Origin of the sequence: Streptomyces sp. NBC_01012 (assembly GCF_045162755.1) — a bacterium.
Classification (GTDB): domain Bacteria; phylum Actinomycetota; class Actinomycetes; order Streptomycetales; family Streptomycetaceae; genus Streptomyces.
Genome location: NZ_CP108688.1, coordinates 6,734,265 through 6,760,705, shown reverse-complemented (window position 1 = coordinate 6,760,705; position 26,441 = coordinate 6,734,265). Strand labels below are relative to the sequence as shown.

Sequence of the window (26,441 nt, the reverse complement as noted above, 5' to 3'; positions counted from 1 at the left end):
CGCTCAGCGCCAGGGTTCGCTGACGGTGCGCAGGGTGGCGGCCGTGGCCACGGCCGCGGTGACCGCTTCGTGCCCCTTGTCCTCGTTGGAGCCTTCGAGTCCGGCCCGGTCCAGGGCCTGCGCCTCGTCGTCACAGGTGAGCACGCCGAATCCGACGGGCACGCCGGTGTCAACGGTGACCTGGGTCAGGCCGTTGGTCACGCCCTGGGAGACGTACTCGAAGTGCGGGGTGCCGCCCCGGATGATCACCCCGAGCGCGACGATCGCGTCGTAGCCACGGCCGGCGAGCACCTTGGCCACCACCGGGAGCTCGAAGCTGCCGGGGACCCTGAGCAGGGTCGGCTCGTCGATGCCCAGGTCGCGCAGGGCGCGCAGGGCCCCGTCGACGAGGCCGTCCATGACCTGCTCGTGCCACTGGGCCGCGATCACCGCCACCCGCAGGTCGCCGCAGTTGCGTACGGACAGTTCGGGTGCGCCCTTGCCGCTCATGTCTCTCCTGTTCTGTGGTTCTGCGGGTTCTTCTGGCTCGTAGGTGCTTACTCACTGGTTGCCGCAGGCGGACGCCGGGGCGTCGAGCCAGGGCAGGTCGTGACCCATCCGGTCCCGCTTGGTGCGCAGGTACCGCAGGTTGTGCTCGCCGGCCTGGACGGGCATGGGCTCACGCCCGGTGATCCTGAGACCGTGCCGTACGAGCGCGGCGGTCTTGTCCGGGTTGTTGGTCATCAGGCGCAGGCTGTGTACGCCCAGGTCGCTCAGGATCTGGGCACCCGCCGCGTAGTCCCGGGCGTCGGCGGGCAGCCCGAGCTCGAGATTGGCGTCCAGGGTGTCGGAGCCGCGCTCCTGGAGCTCGTAGGCGCGCAGCTTGGACAGCAGTCCGATGCCCCGGCCCTCGTGCCCGCGCAGATAGACGACGACCCCGCGGCCCTCGGCGGCGACGCGTTCCATGGAGGTGTGCAGCTGAGGGCCGCAGTCGCAGCGCTGGGACTGGAAGATGTCGCCTGTCAGGCATTCGGAGTGGACCCGGACCAGGACGTCCTGGCCATCACCGATGTCGCCGTGGACGAGTGCGACGTGCTCGACGCCGTCGACGACGGACCGGTAGCCGTAGGCGGTGAACGGGCCGAACGCGGTGGGCAGCCTGACCTCGGCCTCGCGGCGCACGGTGGGCTCGGAGCTGCGGCGGTAGGCGATCAGGTCCTCGATGGAGATGATCGTGAGGCCGTGCTTGCGGGCGAACGGGACGAGCTCGGGAAGCCGCAGCATCACCCCGTCCTCACCGGCGATCTCGACGATCGCGCCCGCGGGCCGCAGCCCGGCGAGCCTGGCCAGGTCGACGGCCGCCTCGGTGTGGCCGTTGCGGACGAGGACACCGCCGGTACGGGCGCGGAGCGGGAAGACATGGCCGGGGCGTACGAAGTCGCCGGGTCCCGCCGCGCCGCCCGCCAGCATCCGGAGCGTGGTGGCGCGGTCGGCCGCGGAGATCCCGGTGGTCACCCCGTGCTCCCCCGAGGCGTCCACGGACACGGTGAAGGCCGTCTTCATCGACTCGGTGTTGTGCGTGACCATCTGAGGGAGTTCGAGGCGGTCCAGCTCGTCGTTCTCCATGGGCGCGCAGATCAGACCGCGGCACTCGCTCATCATGAACGCGACGATCTCGGGGGTCGCCTTCTCGGCGGCGATGACGAGGTCGCCCTCGTTCTCCCGGTCCTCGTCGTCGACGACCACGACGGGTCGTCCGGCGGCGATGTCACGGATCGCCTGCTCGACGGGGTCGAGCGAGAGGTCCTCGACGGGGCGGTGGTGCAACCAGGTGGGCTGGGCAGTCATGCTGTGGCTCCTTCCAGAGCGGGTGTCCGCGTACGCAGCCACCAGTCGCGCATGCCCCACAGGACGAGGGCGCCGTAGACGACGTAGATGAGACCGGAGAAGGCGAGTCCGCTGTGGAAGTTGAGCGGTACGCCGACGAGGTCGACGAGCAGCCAGGCGAACCAGAACTCGACCATGCCGCGCGCCTGGGCCAGCATCGCGACGAGCGTCCCGGCGAAGATGTACGCGTCCGCCCACGGGCTCCAGGAGAGCGAGGGGAAGGCGGTGAAGAGGCCTCCGACCGCGAGGGTGCCGACGACGGCGCCACCCAGCAGGTATCCGCGCTCACGCCAGCTCGCGAAGCGCACGGCGATGGATCCGTCCTGCGCCTGCTGCCTGCCCCGGGTCCACTGCTGCCAGCCCCAGACGGCGACGGCGATGACGATCAGCTGCTTGCCGACGCTGCCCGCCTGCTGCACGGAGACATTGGCGGCGACCAGGACCGCGCCGGACAGGAGCTGGGCGGGCCAGGTCCAGATGGAGCGGAGCCAGCCGAGCGCCAGGGCTGCCAGACCGATGGTGTTGCCGAGCATGTCCGACCAGATGATGTGCTGACCGAGGACGGTGAAGGCCTCCGAGTTCAGCCAGTCCAGGGGGCTCATGAGACCGGCTCCCCGGATTCCGGCGCGGCGCCGTGGCCGTGGCCGAGCAGCCGTTCGACGTACTTCGCGAGGACGTCCACCTCCAGGTTGACCGGGTCGCCCGGCTCCTTGATGCCGAGCGTGGTCAGCGCCAGGGTGGTGGGGATGAGGCTGATCGTGAAGTGGTCGGTGCCCGCGTCCACAACGGTCAGGCTCACACCGTCGACCGTGATCGAGCCCTTCTCCACCACGTAGCGGGCCAGGCCGTCGGGCAGGGAGATCTTGACGAGCTCCCAGTTCTCCGAGATCCGGCGCTCGACGATGTGGCCCGTGCCGTCCACATGCCCCTGGACGAGGTGTCCGCCGAGCCGACCGCCGAGCGCCATGGGGCGCTCCAGGTTGACGCGGGAGCCAGGAGCGAGCGCGCCGAGGCTGGAGCGGTCCAGGGTCTCGGCCATGACGTCGGCGGTGAATTCGTCGTCCCCGAGGTCCACGACGGTGAGGCAGACGCCGTTGACGGCGATGGAGTCGCCGTGTTTGGCACCCTCGGTCACGACGGGGCCGCGCAGTCGGAAGCGGGAGGCGTCGTCGAGCTTCTCGACGCCGGTGACCTCACCCAGTTCTTCGACAATTCCGGTGAACACTCAGTTTCCCTTCCGAGCAGGAACGGGGACGGCGGTGATGCGCAGATCGGGGCCGATACGGACGGTCTCGGTCACATCGAGGCGCAACGCCTGGGAGATGGTGGAGATTCCGGCGTCGGCGAGGGCCGTGGGGCCCGCGCCGAGGAGGACCGGAGCCAGATAGCCGACGACGGTGTCGACCGCTCCGGCGGCGACGAAGGAGCCGGCCAGGACCGGCCCGCCTTCGAGGAGTACGGAACGGACGCCGCGGGCCTGGAGGGCGGCGAGCAGCGCGCCGATGTCCAGGCCGGGCCCGGTGGCGGAGCGCGGCAGGCGCAGCACGGCGTCCTCGGGGAGGTGCCCTGTCTCGGCGTCCTCGGCGACCGCGATCAGGGTGGGCGCGGACCCGTCGAGCACCCGGGCCCCCGGCCGGACGGCGGTGGCGCCGGTGTCGACGACCACTCGCAGCGGCTGGACGGCGCCCTCTATGCCACGTACGCCCAGCTGCGGGTCGTCGGCGCGGGCGGTACCGGAGCCGACCACCACGGCGTCGGCCTCGGCACGCAGCCGGTGGACGTCGGCGCGGGCCTCGGGCGAGGTGATCCAGCGGCTGGTGGCGTCGGCGGCGGCGATCCGGCCGTCCAGGGTCGCGGCGTACTTCCACCGGACGTACGGACGGCCGAGGCGGACCGAGGTGAGCCAGGCGATGTTGCCGGCCTCCGCCTCGTCGGCGATGAGCCCCTGCTCGACCTGGACACCTGCGGCGCGCAGGGTGTCCGCACCGCCGGTGGCCTGCGGGTTCGGGTCACTGACCGCGTACACGACACGACGGACGCCGGCCTCGACGAGCGCCTGGGCGCAGGGTCCGGTGCGTCCGGTGTGGTTACAGGGTTCGAGGGTGACCAGGGCGGTGCCGCCCCGGGCGCGCTCGCCGGCCGCGCGCAGGGCGTGGATCTCGGCGTGCGGCCCTCCGGCGCGCTGATGGAAGCCTTCGCCGGCCTGTTCCCCGGCCGCGTCGAGAATGACGCAGCCGACGACCGGATTCGGGCTGGTGGCGCCGGTTCCGCGGGCTGCGAGCGTGATCGCTCGCCGCATGGCGGTTGCTTCGGCTGCGGTGGCCACCGGGTCCTCCTGCCTCTTCGGGCACGGACTCCGGGGCCTGTCGATGACGACAGATGAAGCGAGCCGCAGCAGGAAACGCCGGAAACCATGTACGGACGAGATGGTCCGGAACATCCCCCGGACACCCGTCCGCCTACGGCGGCGTACCTGTGACAACCCGCCGCGCACTGCCTCCCATCCGGACTTTCACCGTCGGTCCAGGAATCTCACCTGGTCAACCGGCCGCTGGATGCGGACGGGTCGCGGACTATAACCGCCGGTTCGGAATTACACCGACCCCGGAGTGCGCTGCTGCTGGTACAGGAATCATTCTGCCACGTTGCGCAACGGTCCATACGGGTGACTTCTGTGGGACAGGTCACACGGCGTGCGGCGTACGCGGCTCAGCGCACTGCCCCGGGTCGCCCCACGAGCACCGCACGAACACGCCCCCCGCCTGCACCGCGTTTCCGGTCGATCACCGACGACGAGTGGGCGCAGATCGCCAGGCCCCATGGCGCCGATCGCGCTCCCGTGGAAGCCATCCGGCCAATACTTGTCGCGCTCATGACATGCCAGGGCTTCTGTGGGACCGTCCAGAACAGGCCCGGTCCCGCGCCCCGCCGCGTGCGCGGACCTCAGCCGCACGCCCACACGAACGCGGCAAAAAGGAGTGACATGAGGCTCGCACCGAAACTCTCCTGCGTCACCGCCCTGGCCGTCGCGGCCGTTGCCGCCGCCTCCACCGCAGCAAGCGCGACGGACCTCGCGGCCTCCCAGAAGGTCGACGGCTCCATCACGGTGGCGGGCAGCACCTGCACCTGGGCCGACGCCACCGCCAGCGCCGACCCGCCCTCCGGCCTGACCATCGACCACGCCAGCGTCAACAGCGGCGTGAGCTGCACAGGTGGCGCGAGCGCCACCCTCAACAGCGACTCGACGCTCGCCTTCGACGACGCGGCCGGGACCGCGACGTCCGACCTCATCGACATCACGGTGAACCAGAGCATCGTCTCCTGCTCCTACACGGCCACGAACGTCGGATGGAGCCGCGACGGTTCCACGCGCACCTACCTCAACCAGACGTTCACCGCATCGAAGAGCTCGGGCAGCTTCCTCTGTCCGTCCTCGGTCTCCCTCGAACCCGGCTCCGCCTCCCTGAGCTTCCACTGACCCGCCGCCCCACACCCCGCACACCCTGCTGCCGCCGACAGCGCCTCGCCGGCGGCGGCAGGGCCGCGCCGGCACCGGAGATGCGGCACGACAGCAGCTGTCCGCCCCCCGGGTCAGACTGATTTACGCTGCGCGACATGACTGAATCCACCGCGCCCCCGTTCCCCGCGAGGCCGGTCTCGGGGACCAACGGTGCCGTCGCCGTCCTGCGTCCCCTACGGAACAGCGACGCCGCCGGCTTCGGCGAATTCCTCGAAGCACTCTCGGCGGAAACCAGGCAGCGCTACAACCCACACCCGCTCGACCGGGCCGAAGCTGAGCGGGTCTGCTCCGCTCTCGACGATGCGACCGCGCTGCGTTTCGTGCTGGCGGATGCCCGTGACGATCGCGTGGTGGCGTATCTGCTGGCCCAGTTCGCCATCCCGGAGGACGAGAAGGCGCGCTACCGCAGTCGCGGGTGGACCATCGAGGACGGCACGGACTGCCGCATCGCCCCCGTCGTCGCCGACCATGTGCAAGGCAACGGCCTCGGGACCGAGCTGCTGAAGGGAGCGCTCGACGTCCTGCGCCGGCGCGGACACCGGCACGTCATCCTCTTCGGTGGCACCCAGACCTCCAACGTCCGGGCGATCCGCGCCTACGAGAAGGCGGGATTCAAACCGGCCGGCGTCTTCCGCGAAGGGGAGATCGAGAGCGTCGACATGTGGCTCTCCCTTCAGTAAGGCCGCCAGTTCGACGCCGAGTTGGCCGGCGTTCATCCCGTGTGGGCATGGCACGACTTGGGCCGCCTTGCAGGCGCCGGGTAGTCGCTTGCGTGCAGTGCCGTCGAGCGGACACATCGTCACACTGAGGACGAACACCCCGTCCCGATACTGGAGGGACGGGGCATGCCGCCGTACGTTGCTCAGCTGGCGACGAGCCCGACGAAACCGGCCCACGCGCCTGGTGCAATGGTCAGCACGGGACCGCCGACCTGCTTCGAGTCCCGGACGTGCACGTGGGTGGCTGCGGCGGCGAACTCCATGCACTCGCCGCCTTCGCCGCTGCTGTAGCTACTCTTCCGCCAAGCAACTTCCACACACTCGCCACCGTTCCCGGTGCTGTAACTGCTCTTGAACCACGCCAAATCGGGGGTCGACAGCCTGGTGGGGCGCACGGTCATTTCTCTCCCAGAAGTTTCTCGATGAACTTCGAGGACTCACGAGGAGTGAGAGCCTGTGACCGGATGATGCCATAGCGGGCTTCAAGTTCGCGGACCGCTGCACGGCCTGTGTAGAGACGGCTGTCACCTTGCACTTCGGCATAGGCGATGCGCTGCCCCTGCTCGGTGTCGATCAACGTGAACGGCCCTCCGAGTGCTGCATGATCCTCTCGGTCCAAGGGCATCACCTGCACTTCAACGTTGCGCTTCTCAGCAAGGCGCAGCATGCGTTCCAACTGGCCAAGTAGCGTTGATCGACCACCGATCGGCCTGCGGATTACGGCCTCATCCACAATGAAGCTCAGAAGTGGCGCAGGACGTCGGTCATAGATCCCCTGCCTGACCAGCCGAGCAGTGACTCCCTGCTCAATGACCTCGTCCTCAAGCAGCGGGCGTTCCTGCTGGAATCCCGCCCGCGCATAGTCTGCCGTTTGCAAAAGGCCCGGCACTGCGTAGAGGCCGTACACACAGAGGGCCACCGCTCTTGCCTCCAAGCGCGCCATGTCCCGGAAGAACGCCGGATACTGCGACCGCGCGAGCTCCTCCTTCAACGCCACCAGCAGCCCACCAGCTTCCAGCACCCGGTCCGCCTTGTCGACGAACTCCGGCTGCGGGATGCGTCGCCCCTGCTCGAACGAGGCCACCGACTGCGCCGCGTACCCCAGCCGCTTCCCGAACTCCGCCCGGTCCAGCCCCGCCCGCACCCGGAGAAGCTTCAGCTGTCTCCCGAAGGCGACCGCCACGCCGTTCTCCGGCTTGCCCTCCGGCCTCGGCTCCGACGAGGTCACCGCCCCCTCGTCCACGGCCGCCTCGTCCTGTGTCATCGCCACCCGCCTGTCCACGTACGTACACGCCTGGCCCATCACGTACAACCAGTCTGCGAAGAAGGGCTCTTCAGGCACCCGCCACACCGACGGCGCCCGGCCCGGAGGCAGCGCCCGCCCCGGCTCGTCCCACTCGGGCACCGTAACGAGCCGCCCCTGCGCACGCACCCGATTCCCGCCGCGTTCCATCGAAGGAGTGGCCCGACACCCGGCGCTCAAGAGCCGGGCTTCGAGCGCCGGAATCGGCTCGTTCACTCGTCGGAGGGACGCGATCACGGGCGCGGGCCCGGCGCTTGAGCCTCGGGATTCGAGGGCCGGGATGCGAGCTTCGAGGGCCGAGCGATGCTGTTCACCCGGTAGGCAGAAGAAGGGTTTTGGGAAAACCTCCCCACCCTCCCTGCCCCGTCACGGCCTGCCGGTATGACTAACTGTGAGCAACTTGCGGCGTAACGTCACGCCTGCTTACGGTGCCACCGACGAATCGACCCCGACGCGGTGCGGAAACACCAGGCCGGGGTCTCACCCCAAGATCGAACGGACGATCTCGTGGTTACCGAGCACCTTAGCCCTGCCCTTCGCGCACCCGCATCCTCGCGCCCGTACGCGAAAGCGCGCCCGGGCTACGGGAAACGAACCACACCAGGCCAACGCGCGCCCCGTACCGACGACTTCGCCCCGATGCCGGAGCGCGAGCGGTACATCGCCGGGTACGTCGACCGCCTCCCCGACGGCGCGGCCATGGACATCAAGTCGCTGGCCAAGAGCCTCCCGCTGTACGGTCAGATGGCCGTCTCCAGCGCGTTGAAGGCCCTCGGAGTGGCGGGGCACCTGCGGCGCGTGCGCTGCCTGGCCGGTGAGGGTGACCAGGTCCGCTGGGTCTCGCGTACCTACTGGTCCCGTACGGCTCGCGACAACGAGTGGTGGGGCTCGTTCCTGGCCGCCGAGTCCGGTCACTCCACCCCGGAGGCGACGCCCGTTCCCCCGACGTCCGGCGGCACGGCTTCACCTGTGCGGGTGGCCGTCGCCCCCGCCACCACGCCCGAACCCACGGCGCCACCTGCCCTCGCACCCGTACCGCCCGCCGTGCCCTCACAGCGCACGTTCGCCCCACCGGCGGCCGACGCCTCCCCCGCGTACCTCGCCTTGGCCCAACTCGGCCGCCGGGACATGCGCCTGGCGCTCTCCGCCGCGGACTGTCGCGCCCTGGAGCCGCTGGCCGGCGAGTGGTTCGCCCGCGGGGTGGACGCCGACTACCTCACCCAGGTCCTCACCGCCGGCCTCCCGGCCCAGGTCGGCTCCCCCGTCGGCCTCGTACGCCGCCGCCTTACCGACAAGCTTCCGCCACTCACGGCGAGCAGCCCGGCACCTGCCACGACCGTGGCCCCGAAGCGCCGCGTCCTCGCCGAGTGCACCGAATGCGGGCGCCCCGGCTCGCCCGAGGCACTCCCCGACGGCCTCTGCCGCCCCTGCCGCACCACCCCGCCGGAGGCGCCCGCCGCTCCGCCCGCCGAACGCGACGTACGCTCGCTGGTCGGACAGCTCCGCGAGTTGACCCGCCTGCCTTGACCTTCCGTGATCAGCTCGGGGGGCATTCGCACCGAACCGTAGGGCACGGGGCCACAGAATCCGCCGTGAACGGCCCGAGGGAAGCCGTCCCGGGTGAGTTCGGCAGAATCGCGTTTCGCCTCCCCCTTCTGCGTACAGGCTGGTTCCGGTCGCGTACATCCAGAGCATGACAGTGCGTCACCTCTGGTGACACGTGGTCACGGTTCGTCACTGTGGAGGCATGACCGACAAGCCGCCGCTCCTGCCCGTACGACCGACGCGCGCCTCGCACACGCGATTCCCCTGGCATGACTTCACGATGCGACTCAGCTCGACGCCACGGGGAGCCCGGCTCGCCCGAGGGCTGGCCGGTGAACGCCTCGACGCCTGGGGCGTCCCGTACGGAAGTGACGCGCACGACGCGCTGTCGCTGATCGTCGCCGAGCTCAGCAGCAACGCGGTGCGCCACGGTCACGTTTCCGGCCGCGATTTCCGGCTCCGCATCACCGCCGAAGGCACGGCCATCCGCATCGAGGTCACCGACACCCGGGGCGACCGCCTCCCCGCTTCCAACGACTCCGCCTCGCCCGACCAGGAGGGCGGCCGGGGGCTCCTGTTGGTCGCCGCACTGGCCGACCGCTGGGGCTGGTATCCCCGTACGGACGGACCGGGCAAGACGGTGTGGGCGGTCCTGGAAGTTGCCCCGTGACCGCACCAGCAGAATTCCGGCCAGGAGGCGGTATCACATTGCACTCGAAAATCCGTGCGTGTGATGATCCTGCGCATGACCACGAGTGGGGACGGCATACCGGAGCAGCAGTTCAGGCGTTCGCGGCTCGCAGACCTGGATGATCTTCCTGAACCGCCTCCCGCGCGGGCGTCGGCGGAGGCAGAACAGGAGCAGTTGCGTACGGCCCGCCGAGAGTTTGCTGTGTTGCTGGGTGAGTTCCGGCGTACGGCGGTGCTGGTGCCGCTGGACGAGGCCGGTGACCTGTGGTCGGCGGAGCAGAACGGTGTGCGCTGGATCTGCGCCTTCTCGGACGAGGAGGCGCTGGCCCGGTTCGCGGTCGCCCGCGGTGAGGCCGGGCGGGAGTGGACGTATCAGACCGTTCTGGGTGCGCGGTTGCTGGATGTGATGGTGCCTCTGCTGCCAGGACCTGCCGGGGTGGCGCTGGATGCGGGCAGTACGGCCGGCGGGATGCTGTTCCCGCCGGTGGAGGGCATCGTGCCGGATGCCGTCGCAGTGGATCTCGGGGGGATGCAGTGAGCGGGGAAATCGGGGATCTTCAGGTTCCGCCGGAGGCGTTGGCCGAGATCGCGAAGGGGATCGACCTGGCGCATGCGGAGTTGAAGGAGCTCGGGTTCATCGGCGAGGCGTCGGTGGGCCGTGGGTTCTCGGATCTGGCGTTGTCGGGACTGGAGTTGGGGCACGGCGGGCTGACATCGGAGTTCAAGACATTCTGCGACCGCTGGGAGTGGGGCGTACGGGCCCTGACGCAGAAGGGGAACGGCTTCGCTCTCGGTGTCGGACTGTCGGCGGGTTCGTTCGCGGAGCAGGAGCAGTACGTCAAGGACTCGATCAAGATCGGCGTGAACTCCCTGAACGGGAACCCGCACGCGACCGAGGACGAGGTCAAGGCGATGAGCTGGGACACGATCAGCAGCCAGTCCGCGTACGACAATCCGGACTACAGCCGCGAGTCATGGGATACGGCCCACGCAGAGGTCAAGCAGACCTGGAAGGACACCGCCTATGACGTGGAGGACGCGGCGCTCGACTCGATGGAGCGCAACGGGCTGATGGACCCCGAGGTGCGGGACGCGGCGGATGAGCGGCTTCGGGAGCAGCTTGATCCTTCGCAGGAGACGATCGATCAGGCTGAGCAGCCGCGGTGGGGGCAGAGCAACTGATGGTGGACTGGGGGAAGTGGGGCGGGGCCCTCTACGACGGTGCGGGCGATCTGTATGACAAGGGCAAGAAGGTCGTCGGCACGGGGATCGACGTGGGCACCGACGTGCTCGGCTCGGGTCTGGAGAAGGTCGGCGCCGACGAGTGGGCCGACAAGGTCGAGGACTGGGGTGATGAGACCGCGTCCTCGCTGGGCGCGGACGTCAGGGAGCAGCAGCTCGGCCAGAGCGAGGAAGCCGACGAGCTGATCCACGGCCGGCCGGAGAAGATCAGCGCGGCGGTGAAGGATCTCCGCGACTTCCGACACGCGTTCGATCTCGTCGGCAGCGGGATGAAGAAGCTCGACTCCGGTCACTGGAAGGGTGAAGCGGCCGACGCCTTCAGGTCCAAGTTCCAGACGCTGCCGACCGACTGGGTGCGTGCGGCGGATGCGTTCGAGGACGCGGCCAAGGCTTTGGAGACGTACGCGGGGACGGTCACCAGCGCGCAGGCCAAGGCGGGTGAGGCAATCGCTCTCTACAAGGAGGGCAAACAGGACTACGAGACTGCGGCAGCCGCCTTCAAGAAGAAGGCCGAGGCGTACAACGCGGTTCGCAACACCGACCACCCTCTCCCGCACCCAGGCGCCTTCTCCGACCCGGGAGCGGCCAAGCGGCGGCACGCCCAGGAGATTCTTCAGCGCGCCCGCCGGGCGCGCGACGACGCTGCCGAAACGGCCAAGGGCGCGATCACCGCCGCGATGGCGCACGCCCCGAAGGAACCCACCGGCCTGGACCGGGCCAAGCAGGAGCTGATCGACTACGGGGTCGGCCAGGGCATGGAACTGGCCCACTTCGGCGGCGGCATCATCAAGGGCACCGCGGGACTGGTGAACTTCGTCCGCTCGGTCAACCCGCAAGACCCGTACAACCTGACGCACCCGGCCGAGTACTACAAGGGCGTCAACATGACGCTCGCCGGCCTCGCCTCCACCGCCGCCAACCCCGACCGCGCGCTGAAGAACGCCTGGGACGCGGCCAAGGGCGACCCCTCCGAATTCCTCGGCCGGCTCGTCCCCGAACTGATCGGCACCAAGGGCGGGGGGCTGATCAAGGGGCTCGCTCGCCATGGACTGAAGGACGGGACAGAGAGCGCTGCCCGCAGGAGTGTCGAGAATCCGGCGAAACCCTCGAAGCCTGACAAGGGCGTGGAGAAGGACCCCACCGATCCTGTCGATCTGGCCACCGGGACGATGTACCTGCCGCAGACAGACATCGCTCTGTCTGGAACTCTCCCTCTGATCTTCCGCCGCCGGGTCGCCTCCAACTACCGTGCAGGGCGCTGGTTCGGTCCCTCATGGTCCTCCACGGCAGACCAACGGCTGGAAATCGACTCCCAGGGCATCGTCTTCGTATGCGAGGACGGCCTACTGCTCTCCTACCCACACCCCGCACCAGGCGTGCCGGTCATGCCGAGCCACGGCCCCCGCTGGCCCCTCGATCTGGACACCACAGGCCACTACACCATCACAGATCCGGACAGCGGCCGAATACGGCACTTCAGCCCACACACCGAAGACATTGCACTGCTGGTGCAGATCGACGACCGTAACAGTAACTGGATCCAGTTCGAGTACGACGAGACCGGAGTACCGACCGGGATCATCCATGGCGCCGGTTACCACCTGAAGCTCACCACGAGCGAAGGCCGGATCACCGCACTCCACCTCGCGGAAGCCGCCCTGGACGGCTCCGACCAGGAGATCCTCCGCTACCGCTACACCGACGGCCACCTCACCGAGGTCATCAACTCCTCAGGACTCCCACTCCGGTTCGCCTACGACCACCATGGCCGGGTCACGTCCTGGACCGACACCAACGACAGCCGGTACGACTACACCTACGACGACCAGGACCGGTGCATAGCCGAAGGCGGAGCCGCGGGTCACATGGCCCTGCGCCTGGATTACGACGACACTGATCCCGAGAGCGGGATGCGCGTCACGACCGTTACCAGCAGCAACGGCGCCGTCCACCGTTACGTGGTCAATGACAACTACCAAGTGGTTGCCGAGACCAATCCGCTGGGCGCCACGACGCGCTTCGAACGCGACCGCTACAACCGCTTGCTGTCTCGTACAGACCCACTCGGCCGCACCACTCGACTTGAGTACGACGAGTCAGGCCTGGTGACCTGCGCGGTCCGACCGGACGGTCGGGAGACTTCCGCGCAATACAACGACCTGAGGCAGCCGACCCGTGTCACCAACCCCGACCGCACCGTGGTCCGACAAGAGTGGGACGCGCGAGGAAACCGACTCGCTGTCATCGACCCGTCCGGTGCCGTGACACGGACCGCCTACAACGCGGCCGGCCACGCGACCTCGGTGACCGACGGCCTCGGCCATACAACTCACATCCGCAGCAACCCCGCTGGCCTGCCCGTCGAGATAGCGGACCCGCTCGGTGCAATATCCAAGATCACGAGAGACGGCTTCGGTCGTCCAGTCATTCTCACCGACCCTCTTGGCGCGGCCACGCACCTCCGATGGACCGTCGAAGGCAAACTGTCCCGCCGCACCGATGCGGACGGCACCACACAGTCCTGGACGTACGACGGCGAGGGCAACTGCCTCACCCACACGGACGCCATGGGTGCCACCTCCCACTTTGAATACACGCACTTCGACCTCATGACCGCCCGCACCGGACCGGACGGCGTGCGCTACGAGTTCGTCTACGACCACGAACTCCGCCTCACCCAGGTACTCAATCCCCAGGGGCTGACCTGGAACTACGGCTACGACGCGGCCGGGCACCTCACCTCCGAAACTGACTTTGACGACCGCACCCTTAGCTACGACCGCGACGCGGCAGGCCGCTTGACCGCTCGCACCGACGCCCTCGGCCAGACCATCCTCTATGAGCGGGACAGCCTGGACCGCATCATCTCCATGGACGCAGCCGGAGCCATTACCGCTTTCACCTACGACCTCTCCGATCAACTTGCTGAAGCCGTCAATGCAGACGCCACCATCACCTACCTTCGGGACCGCTTCGGTCGACTGAAGTCCGAGACCGTCAACGACCGAAAGACGACCTATGCCTACGACAACATCGGACGTCGCGTTGGCCGAACCACCCCCAGCGGTGTCACCAGTACCTGGACTTATGACGCGGCGGGGCGGCGTTCCTCTCTGACTACTTCGGGACACCTTCTTGCCTTCGACCGCGACGCCATGGGGCAGGAAAAGGCGCGGCACATCGGTGACAACGTCAGCCTCACATCGGGGTTCGACACAATGGGCCGCCTCGCCAGCCAGAAGATCACCGGTGTGGGCCGCAGCTTGCTAGACCGCGAATACGCCTACCGCGCCGACGGCCACCTGATCGGCATCACCGACGAGTTCTCCGGGTACAAGCGTTTCGACCTTGATGCAGCTGGCCGTGTCACTGATGTCCAAGCTGCCGACTGGACCGAGTCCTACACCTACGACGAGGTCGGCAACCAGACCGAAGCCTCCTGGCCGGCAGATCATCCCGGTCAAGAGGCCAGAGGTTCCCGCGAGTACACAGGTACCACGATCACCCGCGCGGGAAGCATCCGCTACGAACACGACGCCCTTGGCCGTATTACCCTCCGCCAAAAGACCCGCCTTTCTCACAAACCCAATTCGTGGCGATACGAGTGGGATGCTGAGGGGCGCATGAGCTCAGCCATTACACCTGACGAAGTCGTATGGCGCTACCAGTACGACGCCCTTGGCCGCCGGATAGCCAAACAGCGGATGAGTGGAGACGGACGTACCGTCCTCGAGCAGGTCACCTTCACGTGGGACGGCCCTACCCTGTGTGAACAGACCAGCCAAGCCGACAACCTACCCAATTCCGTCGTGTTGACATGGGAGCACGACGGACTGCGGCCAGTGAGTCAGCTGGAACGCATAGTCGCACCCCGTTCACCCCATAAGCTGGTCGATGAGCGGTTCTTCGCGATCATTACCGACCTTGTCGGTAGCCCGAGCGAGATGGTCGACGAATGCGGGAATCTTTCATGGCGTGCACGGAGCACCCTGTGGGGGACAACCTCATGGGCGGTTGATAGCACTGCGTACACTCCCCTTCGCTTCCCAGGGCAGTACTTCGATTCTGAGAGCGAACTTCATTACAATTTCCATCGATACTACGATCCAGGAACTTCCCGGTACCTCACATCGGACCCACTTGGACTCGCCCCGGCACCCAATCCCGCTGGCTACGTCTCGAACCCGCACGCTTCGATCGACCCGTACGGCCTTTTCGGTTGCCCCGAAGAAGAACACCTATTTCGCGGCACAACTCGCGGATATGAAGCCAGCGACGGCACCCAGGCATCCGGCTATACTCCCACATCAACGGATCCTGGAGTCGCCACCTTGTTCGCCAGACACTCGGACCAGTTCGGCGAAGGAATCGTGCAGCTCTTCCCCCGGAGCGCCCTGGACGGTGTACCACTCGAACGGGGCGTCATTCGAGCCGAAGCCGAGGTCGCCGTGGGCTTGCCAGCATCGCAGCTATCCAAGCTTGCCAGTGTCGAACTTCCCTCAAGCGCAGCTACAGCCATTCTTAACCGAATGGGAATCCAAGTACCCAAGATCCACAGCATCGGCGGCATCACCGACGCGCTAGAATGGGATGTCCCTAAGCTCTCACCAGAGCAAATATCACAGTTCGTGGCGGAGGCATATAAGCATGGCCGGACCTAGTCAATTGCAGATTTATGAGGTTGAACGTTCGGATGACGGCGGAGGCATCTGCACCGTGAGATGCATTGCAGGAATCGCTCGCATCGGCCAAGTATTCTCACTCGATAACTCCACCGACAGCATGAACCCAGATTCGAACTTCAAACTTACAAGGATTGAACGGTACAGGAAGAACGTCGACTTCTTCGATCCACCCAATACGGCCAGGGTGTCCCTTTCCGGAGGTTCGGTGATGGAGCTGGGTAGGGGGTCGATCCTCACGGAGGTTCACTGATTCTTACTGGCGCAAAGACTGACGTCCGGGATCGCATAAACATTCCTCCGGTCAGCCCAAAACTTTACCAATGCCCCTTCCCGGGGTGAAGAGCGCCTCCTGCGCCGCCTCACGTGCCGCGTACAGCGCTCCGCTCAGGACCGCGCCGCCGCCCAGTTTTCCCGCCCTGACCTCCGTACGCAGTGGGGACATCCGGGACAGTCGCTCTTCCACCCGCGCGGCGAGCGCGGCGCCGCCGGCTCGGCCTACCTCGCCCGCGAGGACGAGGCAGCCCGGGTCGAGGACGGAGACGACGGCGGCGGCTCCGAGCGCGAGGCGGTCGGCCAGCGCTGCCAGGAAGGCCTCGCCTCCCCCGCCCTCGGCGCGCAGCGCGGCCCGGACGGCGTACGCGGCGGCGGGGTCCTGCTCCTGCACGGCGTCGGCCGTGGGGTTCCCCGCAGCGATGCCGTGTTCCTCGGCCAGCCGGCAGACCGCGGCCGAACCAGCCAGGGAGTGGAACCCTCCCTCGCAGTTGACGGCCGACGGCACCCCCGAGGTGCCGGGCACCGGGAGGAAGCCGATCTCCCCCGCTCCGCCCGAGGCGCCGCGGCGGAGCTTCCCGTCGAGCATCACGGCGGCACCGATGCCGTGACCGAGCCAGAGCAGTACGAAGGTGTCGCGGTCCTGGGCTGCGCCGATGCGGTGTTCGGCGACTGCGGCGAGGTTGGTCTCGTTCTCCACGAGGACGGTGGCGGGGAGCCGTTGCTGGAGCTCCCTGACCAGGCTCCCGTGCCAGGCGGGGAGCCCGGCGGTGTTCCTGAGCTCGCCGGTGACCGGGTCGATCAGACCGGGGGCCCCGATGCCGACACTGTGGAGCGGGGCTGTGCCCGCCGTACGGGCGGTGTGCTCCAGCATCGCCACGGCGCGCTCGACGGCGGGCCGCGTCCCGGTGTCGCCGTCTATCGGCAGGGTGGCCTCGGCGAGCGTGGTGCCGAGCAGATCCGCCACGACCACGGCGACGCTGTCCGTGCGTACGTCGAGGGCGGCGAGGTGGGCGCGGTCGGCGACGATCCCGTACAGCCTGGCGTTGGGGCCTCGGCGGGCCGCGCCGCTCTCCCCGACGACCCGGACCAGGCCGGCGTCCTGGAGCCGGTCCACCAGATCGGCGACCGTGGGCCTGGACAGGCCGGTCATCGTCTTCAGCTGAGCGGCCGTCAGCGGGCCGTCCTGCTCGAGGAGTCGCAGGGCACGCCGGTCGTTGATGGCCCGGGCTGTGCTCGGAGACGCGGGCATGGATGCGGACATGCCGGGATCCTTCCAGATCACTGGCGGATCTCCGCCACGGGTTATTTATCAGGCAGGGTTCCTGATAGTTTACGCACCGCGTCGCGCCGCACCGCGCGACGCGACGCGGCGCCGGGACACCGGCAGGCCGGAATTCCAGGGGAGGGCACGGCGTATGACAGAGGATCCAGCGGTCCCCGTCTTCGGCATGGAGCGGATCAGACGGGCCAGGTACGCGGTCGCCGCGGTCTTCGCCGTGCACGGGGCGGTGACCGGCAGCTTCGCCACCCGGGTCCCCTGGATCCAGGACCATGCCTCGGTGAGCGCGGGCCAGCTCGGCCTGGCCCTCGCGTTCCCCGCCATCGGCGCCTCGGTGGCCATGCCGCTGGCGGGCAGCGTCAGTCACCGCTTCGGCGCGAGGACGGCCCTGCGCGGACTGCTGACGCTGTGGACCCTGGCGCTCATCCTGCCGGCCCTGGCTCCGAATCTGCTCACGCTCTGCCTCGCGCTGTTCGTGTACGGGGCGAGCGCCGGTATGTCGGACGTGGCGATGAACGCGCTCGGTGTCGAGGTGGAGAACCGGCTCAACAAGTCGATCATGTCCGGGCTGCACGGTATGTGGAGCGTGGGCGCCCTGACCGGTTCGGCGGCGGGCACGGTCGCGGCGCACATCGGTGCCGACGCCAGGCTGCACCACACCCTGGCCGCCCTGGTGCTCACGGCTCTCGGCCTGGCCGCCTGCCAGGGAGTCCTCGACCTGCGCAGCGCTCCCGACGAGGAGCCCCCGCCGCGCTTCACCCTGCCGCCCAGGTCGGCGCTGGTCATCGGGGCGGTGGGCTTCTGCGCGGTGTTCGCCGAGGGGGCCAGCATGGACTGGTCGGCGGTCTACCTCAAGGACATCATGGGGAGTTCGGCCGGCCTCGCCGCTGCGTCGACCACGGCGTTCGCCCTGACGATGGCCATCGCCCGGATCGCGGGCGACAAGGTCGTCGACCGCTTCGGAGCGGTGCGGACCGTACGCGTCGGAGGCCTCCTGGCCACGCTCGGCGGGCTGCTCGTGGTCCTGGCCCCCGGCTCCGCCACCGCGCTGTGCGGCTTCGGGCTGATGGGCCTCGGTGTGGCGGTCGTCGTCCCCCTGGCGTTCGCCGCGGCCGGACGCAGCGGTACGAACCCGAGCCGAGCCATCGCGGGCGTCGCCACCATCACGTACACCTCTGGGCTCATCGCCCCGTCCGCGATCGGCTCGCTGGCGGAGGCGACCTCACTGCTGGTGTCGTTCGGCCTGGTCACTGTGCTGGCATTCGGACTGGTCCTGGGTGCGCAGGTGCTGCGGGCCGGTGACCGCAGGGCCGCCGAGGGCGGCGTCGCGCAGCCGGCCCCGGCCAGAAGCTCGGCGGGAGACTGACAGCAGGCGGGAGACTGACAGCCGGCGGGGACCGACAGCCGGCGGCCGTGCGCGGTCCCCTCGCGCCGCCCGTCTACCATGGGTCTGATCTTTTTCCCGCGGATGGACCCCCAGGGCGTACCGCAGACACCAATCAGGGAGCGACCATGGGCGGCCTCGGCGTGCGCTGGACCTTGCACGGCGACGGAAAGACTCCCGCACCGGGAGCCGTGGTACGCCCCGACGAGCGGCTCTCCTGGCCCCGTACGTTCGGCCTGGGCGCCCAGCACGTGGTGGCGATGTTCGGCGCGTCCTTCGTGGCGCCCGTCCTGATGGGCCTCGACCCGAACCTCGCCATCATGATGTCCGGTGTCGCCACCGCCATCTTCCTGCTCGCGACGCGGGGCAGGGTGCCCAGCTATCTAGGGTGCTCGCTCTCCTTCGTGGGCGTGGCCGCCACGATCCGGGCCACTGGCGGCACCAGCGCCACGGTCACGGGCGCGGTGCTGGTGGTCGGTGCCGTGTTGTTCCTGGTGGGGCTCATGGTCCAGCGGTTCGGCGCGCGGATCATCCATGCGGCGATGCCCCCCGTGGTGACCGGCGCGGTCGTGATGCTGATCGGTTTCAACCTGGCTCCCGTCACCGCGTCGACGTACTGGCCTCAGGACCAGTGGACGGCGCTCCTGGTGATGCTGTTCACCGGTCTTGCGGTGGTCTGCCTGCGCGGGTTCTTCGCCCGTATCGCGATCTTCCTCGGGCTCGTCTTCGGCTACGCTCTGTCCTGGGTCCTCGACCTGACCTTCGGGAAGATCCACTCCCCGGCCGGCGGTGCCGAGGCCGTCGACCACTGGCGGCTTGACCTGTCTGCCGTGGCGGACGCGGACTGGATCGGGCTGCCGTCCTTCCACGCGCCCAGCTTCCAGTGGTCCGCGATCCTCGTCGCGCTGCCGGTCGTCATCGCGCTGATCGCCGAGAACGCCGGGCATGTGAAGGCCGTCGGCGAGATGACCGGCGAGTCCCTCGACGACAAGCTGGGCACAGCCATCGCCGCCGATGGCGCGGCCTCCATGCTGTCCACGGCTGTCGGCGGCCCACCGAACACCACGTACTCCGAGAACATCGGGGTCATGGCTGCGACCCGGGTCTACTCCACGGCCGCCTACTGGGCCGCGGCCGGCTTCGCGCTGCTCTTCGGTCTCTGCCCGAAGTTCGGCGCGGTCGTCGCCGCGATCCCCGGCGGGGTGCTCGGCGGGATCACCGTCATCCTCTACGGCATGATCGGCCTGCTGGGCGCCCAGATCTGGCTGAACGCCGGTGTCGACCTGCGCAGTCCCCTCAACCTCGTGCCGACAGCCGCGGGCATCATCATCGGCGTAGGCGGTGTCAGCCTGAAGATCACCGACAACTTCGAGCTGAGCGGCATCGCGCTGGGCACGCTCGTGGTGATCACCGGCTATCACGTCCTCAGGGCGTTCGCCCCGGCCCACCTGAAGGGCGAGCCACCGCTCGCCGAAGCAGCCGATACCGGGGATGGCGACCAGGGCCTCGGCCGGCGCTGACCGGCCCTGATCAGCCCCCCGGCCAGGGGCTGACCCCCGCGTTCCCTCAGCCCACACCCCTACGCCTCACGCGACCGGGCATCTCCCGACCGCGCCAGCGGTGAGTGCGACCCGTCTCGGCCACTCGTCCCAGCGATCCGTCCCAGCGACCCGTCTCCGGACCGTCGAACGCCGCCCAACTCCTCCACTTTCGCTGTAATGACATGCACACGCCACTAAAGCCGACGGTCCCGCCTCGAAACATGGCCCGAAAGAGGGGCCGTTGAAGGCGTGACGAACACACCTTGAGCGATTACGCTGCAAACTGCGCCGAAGTAAACAACTAAATGCACCGCTTGCACTCCTCATGCATAGTTCACCGTGCTGCGGGGAGTGGCCGAACCGTCCGCGGCGGCCCGTCCTTCACCCCGGTCATGCCCTCGGCTCTCCTCGGCTCCTCCACCGGGCGCTGCCTGGCCGACGCCTCGTTTCCCTGTCCGCGATCAACCCCAGGAGTCACCACATGACTGCGTCGAACGCCTTCCGCACGTCGGTCGAGATCGCCTCTCAACCCGCTGTCTGGTCACGCGCGGCCGAGTCGCTTCCCTCCCACGATTCCCGGGTGTTGCCCCACAAGGGAGAGCGAGTCGCCGTCATCGGCTGCGGCACCTCCTGGTTCATGGCCCATGCCTACGCCGAACTGCGGGAGAAGGGGGGCCATGGAGAAACCGACGCCTTCGCCGCCTCGGAGTTCCCGTTCGGGCGCGGCTACGACCGAATCATCGGCATCTCCCGCTCGGGCACCACGACCGAGGTCCTGGAACTGCTCACCCGTATCAAGGGCCTCGTCCCGACGAGTGCGATCACCGCGGACCCCGACACCCCGATCATGTCGGCTGCCGACTCCGTCGCGGTACTCGACTTCGCCGACGAGGAGTCGGTGGTCCAGACACGCTTCGCCACCACGGTTCTCGCCCTGCTCCGCGCACATCTGGAGTCCGAGGACGCGCTGCCGGACGGTGTGCGTCCACTCGCCCGAGCAGTCAAGGATGCTGAAGCGGCACTGGCCATGCCGCTGGGCGCCGACGTCCTGGAGGCCGAGCAGTGCACCTTCCTGGGAACGGGCTGGACATACGGACTCGCTCTGGAGGCGGCGCTGAAGATGCGTGAAGCCGCCGGCGCCTGGACCGAGGCCTATCCGGCCATGGAGTACCGCCACGGGCCGATCAGCATCACCGGCCCGGGTCGTGTCGCATGGGTGCTCGGCTCGGTACCGCAGGGGCTGGCGGAGGATGTGGCCCGCGTCGGCGGCACGCTGGTCGCCCAGTCGACGGGGGCCGCCGAGGAGATCGACCCGTTGGCCGATCTGGTCCGCGTGCAGCGCCTGGCGGTGCTCTGTGCCGAGTCCCGCGGCTACAACCCCGACCGGCCCCGCAACCTCACTCGCTCCGTGGTCCTCGAAGGCCCTGGCGGTGCGTGACAGGCCGTGAGTGAGGCGTGCGACGCGAGCCTCTACGCCCAGCCGAACGACCGTCACCGTGGAGAAGACTCATGCCCCTGACCCGCACCGAAGAGATCATCGGTTCTGCCTACCGGAAGGGCGTCGGGGTCGGCGCCTTCAACGTCGTGCAACTGGAGCACGCCGAGGCCATAGTCGCCGGCGCCGAGACGGCACAGTTGCCGGTGATCCTCCAGATCAGTGAGAACACCGTCCGCTACCACGGGGCGCTCCTGCCGATCGGGACGGCATCACTCGCCCTGGCGCGGGCGGCCGACGTGCCCGTGGCCGTTCACCTCGATCACGCGGAGTCGGCAGCCCTGGTGTACGAGGCCGTCGAAATGGGCTTCACCTCCGCGATGTTCGACGCGGCCAAACTGCCCTACCACGACAACGTCGAAGCCACGCGGGACGTGACGAGGCACTGCCACGCCTCGCGCACCTGGGTGGAGGCGGAGCTGGGCGAGATCGGCGGCAAGGACGGGGCCCACGCCCCCGGCGTACGTACCGACCCGGCCGAGGCCCGATCTTTCGTCGAGGCGACCGACGTCGACGCCCTTGCCGTCGCGGTCGGCAGCTCACACGCCATGCTCAGCCGTGACGCGGTGCTCGACTTCGCTCTCATCACCCGGCTCCGGAAGGCAGTCGGCGTTCCCCTCGTGCTCCACGGTTCGTCCGGGGTCGCCGACTCGGATCTCCGTAAGGCCGTCACCGCGGGAATGACCAAGGTGAACGTGTCGACGCATCTGAACGGCATCTACACCCGGACGGTGCGCGACTGCCTCCGCCAACAGCCCGAAGCGGTCGATCCTCGCAAGTACATCGGTCCGGCCCGTGACCGCGTGGCCGTGGAAGTCGCGCGGCTCCTGCGGGTGCTGGCGACCGGCTGAGTCTCCACTCGACGGACGCACGGGGCACTCCGGCGGCGAGCACCCGTTCCACCGGCCGCGGTGTGGTGCTGAACCACGGGGCCGAGGCCGCGCCAGGACCGAGGGGGCCTCGCCCGGCATCAACGCAGAACAGGAGTCGCGCACATGGAAGACCTACGTATAGGAGTCATCGGACTCGGGCTGCGACGCAGCTTGGCGCTGGCAGCGCATCGGCCCGGCAAGGGCTCGGTCGTGGCAGCGGTGGCCGACACCGACCCCGCGGTTCGCGCGGGGGTGCCGGAGCTGATCGAGGGAGCGGTGGCGGTCGACGACCACCGGCGGCTCCTGGACGAAGACTCACTCGACGCCGTCATCGTCGCCAGCCCGGACAACACCCATGAGGCCATCGCCTGCGATGTGCTCAAGGCAGGCAGGACGGCCTACGTCGAGAAGCCGCTCGGCATCACGGTCGAGCAGTGTGACACCATCCTGCGCACCGCCCACGAGACCGGTACAGGTCTCTACGTCGGCCACAACATGCGGCACATGGGCGTCGTCCGGCTGATGCGGGACATCATCGCCCGCGGCGACATCGGTGAGCCCAAGACCATCTGGGTGCGGCACTTCGTCTCGTACGGCGGGGACTACTACTTCAAGGACTGGCACGCCGACCGGCGGAACACCACAGGGCTGCTGCTGCAGAAGGCCGCCCATGACATCGATGTGCTGCACTGGCTGGCCGGCGGGTACACCCGGCGCGTCAACGCGATGGGCGACCTGATGGTCTACGGCGACCTGCCTCGCCGCGAGCCGGACACCCCACGTCCGCGGGGGTGGCTGCGCGACTTCGACTGGCCGCCGACCCAGCGCCGGGACCTGCATTCCGTCGTGGACGTCGAGGACGTCTCGGTGATGAACATGCAGCTGGACAACGGCGTCATCGCCGCATATCAGCAGTGCCACTTCAGTCCGGACTACTTCCGCAACTACACGGTCATCGGCACCGAGGGCCGGCTGGAGAACTTCGGCGACGGCCCCGGCGACGAGGTACGGGTCTGGAACAGCGGCCCTTCCGGCTACCGTGCCGACTCCGACGCGGTCCACCGCGTCCCCGAGGAGCCTGGCTCCCACGGTGGTGCCGACGCCCGGATCGTCGACGAGTTCTGCCGGTTCGTGCGTGAGGGCGGGGTCACCGACACCTCACCGGTCGCGGCCCGGATGAGCGTGGCCGCCGGTGTGCTGGCGACCCGGTCGCTGCGCGAGGGGGGCACACCGTACGACGTACCTCCCTTGGACCCCGCACTCGCGGCGTACTTCGCCGGTGGCCAGCGCACCGGGCGTACGGACGCCCTGGCATAGGGCCTGTCATCTGCGGAACCACGCCGGCCACGCGCCGACGATCAGAGCCGCCACGTGCGGATCCGTGCCCGTAGACTCCGTGGCGAACGCGAGGAGGAACACATGGCGGCACATTCGCGGTGGACCCGGCTGCTGGAAATGCTCAGCACCGAGGGGCACGTCGACGTCATCGACACCGCGGAACGACTGGGCTGCTCCGCTGCCACGATCCGGCGGGACCTGGACGAGCTGGCCCGGCAGAATCTGCTGACGCGCACGCGGGGTGGCGCGGTGGTGAGCGCCGTCGCCTATGACCTGCCGCTGCGCTACAAGGTGGCTCGAAAGGCCGACGAGAAGCTGCGCATCGCCAAGGCCGCCGCCGCGCTGATCCCGTCAGGCTCCACCGTGGGTATCAACGGGGGTACGACGACGTCGGAGGTAGCCCGGGAACTGGCGGTACGACCGGATGCCGGCGACACCACCCTGACCGTCGTGACGAACGCGATCAATATCGCCAACGAGCTGGCCGTCCGGCCCCAGGTGAAGCTCGTCGTCACCGGCGGAGTGGCACGACCGAACTCGTACGAGCTCGTCGGCCCGCTGGTCGACTCCGTCCTCCATGGCCTGGCACTGGACTACACGATCCTGGGCGTGGACGCCGTCCACCCCCGCCTGGGGGCGGCCACTCATGACGAGTCGGAGGCCGGCGCCAATCGCGCCCTGGCCGACTGTGCCGGCAAGGTGTTCGTCGTCGCCGACTCGTCCAAGCTGGGGCGCCGGGCCTTCGCCCTGGTCTGTGAGTTGAGCGCCGTGTCGGTTCTTGTGACGGACAAGGACGCGCCCGCTGAGATCGTCGAGGAGATCTCGCAACAAGGGATCGAAGTGTTGTGCGTGTGAGCGGAGCGGGCCACCGGCCCGAGCCCGACGACTGGCTCGGCCGGCAGCCGCCGAACACCGACGGGACGTCCTGAACCTGCGAGTGGCGTTCAGCCCTCGGGGAGTTCGACCGGCGCGATGGAGTCGAAGACGTCGCCAGGGCCGGGGTTGGCCGGGTCGGTGGATCCACCGAACTGGGTCATCACACCCCATACGGCGTTCAGCGCGGTCTGCACGGCACCCTCGGCCCAGCCCGCCGTCCAGGAGATGTCGTCGCCCGCGAGGAACAGGCCGCGCTTGTCGGCGGGCAGCCTGTCCTGCATGAAGTGGGTGAACAGGCGCCGCTGGTAGCGGTAGTGGCCGGGCAGGTTGGCCTTGAACGCGCCCATGAAGTACGGCTCGTTCTCCCAGGAGACGGTGACCGGGTTACCGATGATGTGCTTGCGGATGTCGACACCCGGATAGATCTCGCCGAGCGACTTGAGCATCACGTCCATGCGCTCGTTCGGGGAGAGCGGCAGCCACTTCAGGCTGTCGTCGCACCAGGTGTAGGAGAGACAGATGACGGCCGGCCTGTCGGGCCCGTCGTCCAGGAGGTACGTCCCCCGGGTCATCCGGTCCGTGAGCGTCATGGACATCGTGTCCCTGCCCGTGGGGTTGCCCCGGCCGTCGACGGCCTCGTCCAGCCAGAACGGCCGGTCGACGGGGACGAACAGCTTGGACGACTCCATGTAGTGGGTGCGCTCCATCGCCGTCCAGTGGTCGATCGGGAAGAGCGCGTCGTCGCAGGCGATCTTGGAGAGGAGCAGCCAGGACTGACCGGTGAAGACCGCCGCACGGTAGGTGCGGATGTCACCGGTGGCATCGGTGACCGTGATGCGGTTGCCCGCGGTGCGGTCGAGCCGGGTCACGGCGCCGCGCGGCGCCCCGCCGTGCAGGGAGGACAGCGAGGTGCCGGAAGGCCAGTGCACGGTCTTCTGCGGTTCCCGGTCCCAGAGGCGCAGCGGCAGTTGCTGGCTGCCGCCGACGATGCCCCGGTGGTGGTCGTCGGCCTCGGTGTAGACGACGCGGAGGATCTCCAGGATCGAGTTGGGGAAGTCGGTGTCCCAGCCGCCGGTGCCGAAGCCGACCTGGCCGAAGATCTCGCGGTGCCGGAAGGAGGCGAAGGCCTCGGAGCCGCAGAGGAAGCCGTAGAAGGTCTGGTCGTCGAGCTTCTCGACGAGCTTCGCCCAGATCTCCCTGATGCGCGGGACGTCGCGTTCACGCATCGCGCGGTTCATGTCGGAGAAGTCGGCGCCGTCCTCCAGGCAGGAGTTCCAGGCGTCCATCACCTCCCGGTAGACCTGGGGCAGGTCGTCGATGGTCCGCGCGTAGTGGGACTCGCCCTTGAGGTCGACGACGGTCGAGGGGGTGGCCGCGGAGAGCGGGTTGGGGAACGGCCTGGTCTCCAGGCCCACCAGGTCGATGTAGTGCTGGAGGGCCGTGGAGGAGGGCGGGAAACGCATCGCGCCCATCTCGGCGGTCAGCGAGGGGTCGCAGCCGTCGAAGCCGACGGTGCGCAGCCGGCCGCCGATCCGGTCCGCCTCGTAGACGACGGGCTTCAGCCCCATCTTCATGAGTTCGTACGCGGTGATGATGCCGGAGAGCCCGCCCCCGATGACGGCGACCTCGGTGCCGTGTTCGGTGGCGGGTATCTGTCCGATGCCCGCCGGGTGGGTGAGGAAGTCGTCGTAGGCGTACGGGAAGTCCGGCCCGAACATGGTGATCGGCGGCTGCGCGTCGGTGTGCTGGACGGCGTTGGGCACCGTGGACGTCATGGGGTACGGACTCCTTGCGGGAAGCGCGGATCGGGGGC

Annotated in this window: 22 protein-coding genes and 1 riboswitch; of the genes, 13 read left to right on the top strand and 9 right to left on the bottom strand. The window is 68.6% G+C overall.

Annotated features, from left to right (window positions below; all coding sequences use genetic code 11):
- Positions 1 to 3 precede the first annotated feature (3 nt).
- The 5 genes from ribH to ribD are packed head-to-tail and all read right to left on the bottom strand — an operon-like array spanning position 4 to position 4,192.
- The gene (gene ribH / locus OG623_RS30245) at positions 4 to 489 is read right to left on the bottom strand and encodes a 6,7-dimethyl-8-ribityllumazine synthase (protein ID WP_362890153.1); all 486 of its coding nucleotides are present in this window, start codon (positions 487 to 489) and stop codon (positions 4 to 6) included.
- 51 nt (positions 490 to 540) lie between these two features.
- A complete protein-coding gene (locus OG623_RS30240; protein WP_406150759.1) occupies positions 541 to 1,827 on the bottom strand; it encodes a bifunctional 3,4-dihydroxy-2-butanone-4-phosphate synthase/GTP cyclohydrolase II in 1,287 nt (428 codons plus the stop codon).
- Positions 1,824 to 2,468 (bottom strand): nicotinamide riboside transporter PnuC, encoded by a 645-nt coding sequence (locus OG623_RS30235; RefSeq protein WP_406150758.1) that lies wholly within the window; start codon positions 2,466 to 2,468, stop codon positions 1,824 to 1,826. Before OG623_RS30235 ends, OG623_RS30240 begins: the two co-directional genes overlap by 4 nt.
- A complete protein-coding gene (locus tag OG623_RS30230) occupies positions 2,465 to 3,091 on the bottom strand; it encodes a riboflavin synthase (RefSeq protein WP_406150757.1) in 627 nt (208 codons plus the stop codon). Before OG623_RS30230 ends, OG623_RS30235 begins: the two co-directional genes overlap by 4 nt.
- Positions 3,092 to 4,192 carry a bifunctional diaminohydroxyphosphoribosylaminopyrimidine deaminase/5-amino-6-(5-phosphoribosylamino)uracil reductase RibD gene (ribD, locus tag OG623_RS30225; RefSeq protein ID WP_406150755.1) on the bottom strand — a complete coding sequence of 367 codons (1,101 nt, stop codon included), beginning with the start codon at positions 4,190 to 4,192 and terminating at the stop codon, positions 3,092 to 3,094.
- A gap of 160 nt (positions 4,193 to 4,352) precedes the next feature.
- Positions 4,353 to 4,483, bottom strand: a riboswitch (FMN riboswitch).
- A gap of 366 nt (positions 4,484 to 4,849) precedes the next feature.
- On the opposite strand from ribD, the gene OG623_RS30220 reads away from it, so the two are divergent.
- Both OG623_RS30220 and OG623_RS30215 read left to right on the top strand, forming a co-directional pair.
- Positions 4,850 to 5,344, top strand: coding sequence for a hypothetical protein (locus OG623_RS30220; RefSeq protein WP_406150754.1), 495 nt, complete (start codon positions 4,850 to 4,852; stop codon positions 5,342 to 5,344).
- Positions 5,345 to 5,481: 137 nt separating this feature from the next.
- A complete protein-coding gene (locus tag OG623_RS30215; RefSeq protein ID WP_406150752.1) occupies positions 5,482 to 6,066 on the top strand; it encodes a GNAT family N-acetyltransferase in 585 nt (194 codons plus the stop codon).
- 182 nt (positions 6,067 to 6,248) lie between these two features.
- On the opposite strand, the gene OG623_RS30210 is transcribed toward OG623_RS30215, so the two are convergent.
- Entirely contained in the window at positions 6,249 to 6,506 is a 258-nt protein-coding gene (locus OG623_RS30210; protein ID WP_406150750.1) for a DUF397 domain-containing protein, read from the bottom strand.
- Positions 6,503 to 7,369: a helix-turn-helix domain-containing protein gene (locus OG623_RS30205; RefSeq protein WP_406152078.1), complete on the bottom strand. Its 867-nt coding sequence runs from the start codon at positions 7,367 to 7,369 to the stop codon at positions 6,503 to 6,505. Before OG623_RS30205 ends, OG623_RS30210 begins: the two co-directional genes overlap by 4 nt.
- A gap of 546 nt (positions 7,370 to 7,915) precedes the next feature.
- Between OG623_RS30205 and OG623_RS30200 the strand changes: the two genes are divergently transcribed.
- The 5 genes from OG623_RS30200 (at position 7,916) to OG623_RS30180 (ending at position 15,546) form a co-directional block, all read left to right on the top strand.
- Complete coding sequence (locus OG623_RS30200) at positions 7,916 to 8,935, top strand: MarR family transcriptional regulator (protein ID WP_406150748.1); 1,020 nt, start codon at positions 7,916 to 7,918, stop codon at positions 8,933 to 8,935.
- 220 nt (positions 8,936 to 9,155) lie between these two features.
- Positions 9,156 to 9,623: an ATP-binding protein gene (locus OG623_RS30195; protein WP_406150747.1), complete on the top strand. Its 468-nt coding sequence runs from the start codon at positions 9,156 to 9,158 to the stop codon at positions 9,621 to 9,623.
- A 75-nt stretch (positions 9,624 to 9,698) separates the two neighbouring features.
- The gene (locus OG623_RS30190; RefSeq protein WP_406150746.1) at positions 9,699 to 10,181 is read left to right on the top strand and encodes an SseB family protein; all 483 of its coding nucleotides are present in this window, start codon (positions 9,699 to 9,701) and stop codon (positions 10,179 to 10,181) included.
- Positions 10,178 to 10,825: a hypothetical protein gene (locus tag OG623_RS30185; protein WP_406150745.1), complete on the top strand. Its 648-nt coding sequence runs from the start codon at positions 10,178 to 10,180 to the stop codon at positions 10,823 to 10,825. The genes OG623_RS30190 and OG623_RS30185 overlap by 4 nt, the downstream gene beginning before the upstream one ends.
- Positions 10,825 to 15,546: a putative T7SS-secreted protein gene (locus OG623_RS30180; RefSeq protein WP_406152076.1), complete on the top strand. Its 4,722-nt coding sequence runs from the start codon at positions 10,825 to 10,827 to the stop codon at positions 15,544 to 15,546. The genes OG623_RS30185 and OG623_RS30180 overlap by 1 nt, the downstream gene beginning before the upstream one ends.
- Positions 15,547 to 15,871: 325 nt before the next feature.
- Here OG623_RS30180 and OG623_RS30175 read toward each other — a convergent pair whose 3' ends face one another.
- Positions 15,872 to 17,092, bottom strand: coding sequence for an ROK family transcriptional regulator (locus OG623_RS30175; RefSeq protein ID WP_406152074.1), 1,221 nt, complete (start codon positions 17,090 to 17,092; stop codon positions 15,872 to 15,874).
- Positions 17,093 to 17,258: 166 nt separating this feature from the next.
- On the opposite strand from OG623_RS30175, the gene OG623_RS30170 reads away from it, so the two are divergent.
- From OG623_RS30170 to OG623_RS30145, 6 genes are all read left to right on the top strand, one after another.
- Complete coding sequence (locus OG623_RS30170; RefSeq protein WP_406150743.1) at positions 17,259 to 18,488, top strand: MFS transporter; 1,230 nt, start codon at positions 17,259 to 17,261, stop codon at positions 18,486 to 18,488.
- Between the two features lie 146 nt (positions 18,489 to 18,634).
- A complete protein-coding gene (locus OG623_RS30165) occupies positions 18,635 to 20,026 on the top strand; it encodes a uracil-xanthine permease family protein (RefSeq protein WP_406150741.1) in 1,392 nt (463 codons plus the stop codon).
- 502 nt (positions 20,027 to 20,528) lie between these two features.
- A complete protein-coding gene (locus OG623_RS30160; RefSeq protein ID WP_406150739.1) occupies positions 20,529 to 21,485 on the top strand; it encodes an SIS domain-containing protein in 957 nt (318 codons plus the stop codon).
- A 71-nt stretch (positions 21,486 to 21,556) separates the two neighbouring features.
- Positions 21,557 to 22,393 (top strand): ketose-bisphosphate aldolase, encoded by an 837-nt coding sequence (locus tag OG623_RS30155; RefSeq protein ID WP_406150738.1) that lies wholly within the window; start codon positions 21,557 to 21,559, stop codon positions 22,391 to 22,393.
- A gap of 144 nt (positions 22,394 to 22,537) precedes the next feature.
- On the top strand, positions 22,538 to 23,731 hold the full coding sequence (locus OG623_RS30150; RefSeq protein ID WP_406150736.1) for a Gfo/Idh/MocA family protein: 1,194 nt from the start codon (positions 22,538 to 22,540) through the stop codon (positions 23,729 to 23,731).
- 102 nt (positions 23,732 to 23,833) lie between these two features.
- Complete coding sequence (locus OG623_RS30145; protein WP_406150735.1) at positions 23,834 to 24,607, top strand: DeoR/GlpR family DNA-binding transcription regulator; 774 nt, start codon at positions 23,834 to 23,836, stop codon at positions 24,605 to 24,607.
- Between the two features lie 89 nt (positions 24,608 to 24,696).
- On the opposite strand, the gene OG623_RS30140 is transcribed toward OG623_RS30145, so the two are convergent.
- Positions 24,697 to 26,403: a flavin monoamine oxidase family protein gene (locus tag OG623_RS30140; protein ID WP_406150734.1), complete on the bottom strand. Its 1,707-nt coding sequence runs from the start codon at positions 26,401 to 26,403 to the stop codon at positions 24,697 to 24,699.
- Between the last annotated feature and the right edge of the window lie 38 nt (positions 26,404 to 26,441).

Excerpts from the sequence above, each read along its gene's own strand:
- ribH (WP_362890153.1), bottom strand. The coding sequence starts at position 489 with ATGAGCGGCAAGGGCGCACCCGAACTGTCCGTACGCAACTGCGGCGAC.
- OG623_RS30240 (WP_406150759.1), bottom strand. The coding sequence starts at position 1,827 with ATGACTGCCCAGCCCACCTGGTTGCACCACCGCCCCGTCGAGGACCTC.
- OG623_RS30235 (WP_406150758.1), bottom strand. The coding sequence starts at position 2,468 with ATGAGCCCCCTGGACTGGCTGAACTCGGAGGCCTTCACCGTCCTCGGT.
- OG623_RS30220 (WP_406150754.1), top strand. The coding sequence starts at position 4,850 with ATGAGGCTCGCACCGAAACTCTCCTGCGTCACCGCCCTGGCCGTCGCG.
- OG623_RS30215 (WP_406150752.1), top strand. The coding sequence starts at position 5,482 with ATGACTGAATCCACCGCGCCCCCGTTCCCCGCGAGGCCGGTCTCGGGG.
- OG623_RS30210 (WP_406150750.1), bottom strand. The coding sequence starts at position 6,506 with ATGACCGTGCGCCCCACCAGGCTGTCGACCCCCGATTTGGCGTGGTTC.
- OG623_RS30205 (WP_406152078.1), bottom strand. The coding sequence starts at position 7,369 with ATGACACAGGACGAGGCGGCCGTGGACGAGGGGGCGGTGACCTCGTCG.
- OG623_RS30195 (WP_406150747.1), top strand. The coding sequence starts at position 9,156 with ATGACCGACAAGCCGCCGCTCCTGCCCGTACGACCGACGCGCGCCTCG.
- OG623_RS30190 (WP_406150746.1), top strand. The coding sequence starts at position 9,699 with ATGACCACGAGTGGGGACGGCATACCGGAGCAGCAGTTCAGGCGTTCG.
- OG623_RS30180 (WP_406152076.1), top strand. The coding sequence starts at position 10,825 with ATGGTGGACTGGGGGAAGTGGGGCGGGGCCCTCTACGACGGTGCGGGC.
- OG623_RS30175 (WP_406152074.1), bottom strand. The coding sequence starts at position 17,092 with ATGCCCGCGTCTCCGAGCACAGCCCGGGCCATCAACGACCGGCGTGCC.
- OG623_RS30170 (WP_406150743.1), top strand. The coding sequence starts at position 17,259 with ATGACAGAGGATCCAGCGGTCCCCGTCTTCGGCATGGAGCGGATCAGA.
- OG623_RS30165 (WP_406150741.1), top strand. The coding sequence starts at position 18,635 with ATGGGCGGCCTCGGCGTGCGCTGGACCTTGCACGGCGACGGAAAGACT.
- OG623_RS30160 (WP_406150739.1), top strand. The coding sequence starts at position 20,529 with ATGACTGCGTCGAACGCCTTCCGCACGTCGGTCGAGATCGCCTCTCAA.
- OG623_RS30155 (WP_406150738.1), top strand. The coding sequence starts at position 21,557 with ATGCCCCTGACCCGCACCGAAGAGATCATCGGTTCTGCCTACCGGAAG.
- OG623_RS30150 (WP_406150736.1), top strand. The coding sequence starts at position 22,538 with ATGGAAGACCTACGTATAGGAGTCATCGGACTCGGGCTGCGACGCAGC.
- OG623_RS30145 (WP_406150735.1), top strand. The coding sequence starts at position 23,834 with ATGGCGGCACATTCGCGGTGGACCCGGCTGCTGGAAATGCTCAGCACC.
- OG623_RS30140 (WP_406150734.1), bottom strand. The coding sequence starts at position 26,403 with ATGACGTCCACGGTGCCCAACGCCGTCCAGCACACCGACGCGCAGCCG.